Origin of the sequence: Amycolatopsis kentuckyensis, assembly GCF_002155975.1 — a bacterium.
Taxonomy (GTDB): domain Bacteria; phylum Actinomycetota; class Actinomycetes; order Mycobacteriales; family Pseudonocardiaceae; genus Amycolatopsis; species Amycolatopsis kentuckyensis.
This window is the reverse complement of record NZ_MUMI01000870.1, coordinates 1-600: the sequence shown is the minus strand read 5'-3', so window position 1 is coordinate 600 and position 600 is coordinate 1. Positions and strand designations below refer to the sequence as shown.

The following is a 600-nucleotide window of genomic DNA, read 5'->3' as shown; positions in this document are numbered from 1 at the left end:
ATTCCCTTCACACAGGTTCGGTCGCCCAGGTTGCGAAGAATCACCTTGTCCCCGTCCACGGGGATCCGCTCCCACTGCTGGGTTTGCCCGCCGGTGCAGGTCTCCACCGTCAACCAGGCATAGCCCGGCGCCCCGACGGCGAGGCATTTGCCCAAAGCGACATTCTTGATTTCGAGCGTCTGATTGGTTTCCGCGATCGCGGGAGCCGCGACTCCCCATCCCATGGCCACTGCCGCGACAATGACAGTGAAGATGCGCAATGTGATTTTCACGTGGCGGACAGTACCGATCTTGCGCGGCCGGTGGACACCGATTAATGGTGACGGGGCCGAATGGACGACACACCGGAAGCCANNGCCGGCCGGGACGTCCGCGAACTCCGGCCACAGGCTGTGCTGGTTCTCGGCGTTCACCAGCACCAGGTACGTGCCGTCCGGGTCTTCGAACGGGTTGGTCATCGCGGGCCTCCTCAGGCGGTGATGTCCGTGCGGGCACCCTTCACCAGCGCGGTCAGCTTCTGGATGACCGGCGTGGCGAGCAGGTGGTTGAAGCGCGGCTCGGCCGACCAGTCGCCCAGCTGGTTCGCCTTCACCGCGGGCA

1 pseudogene is annotated in these 600 nt (G+C 64.9%); it reads right to left on the bottom strand.

Annotated features, from left to right (window positions below):
• Nucleotides 1-356: 356 nt before the first annotated feature.
• Nucleotides 357-458, bottom strand: a pseudogene (locus CCN39_RS48780) (MbtH family protein); the annotation flags it as partial.
• Between the last annotated feature and the right edge of the window lie 142 nt (nucleotides 459-600).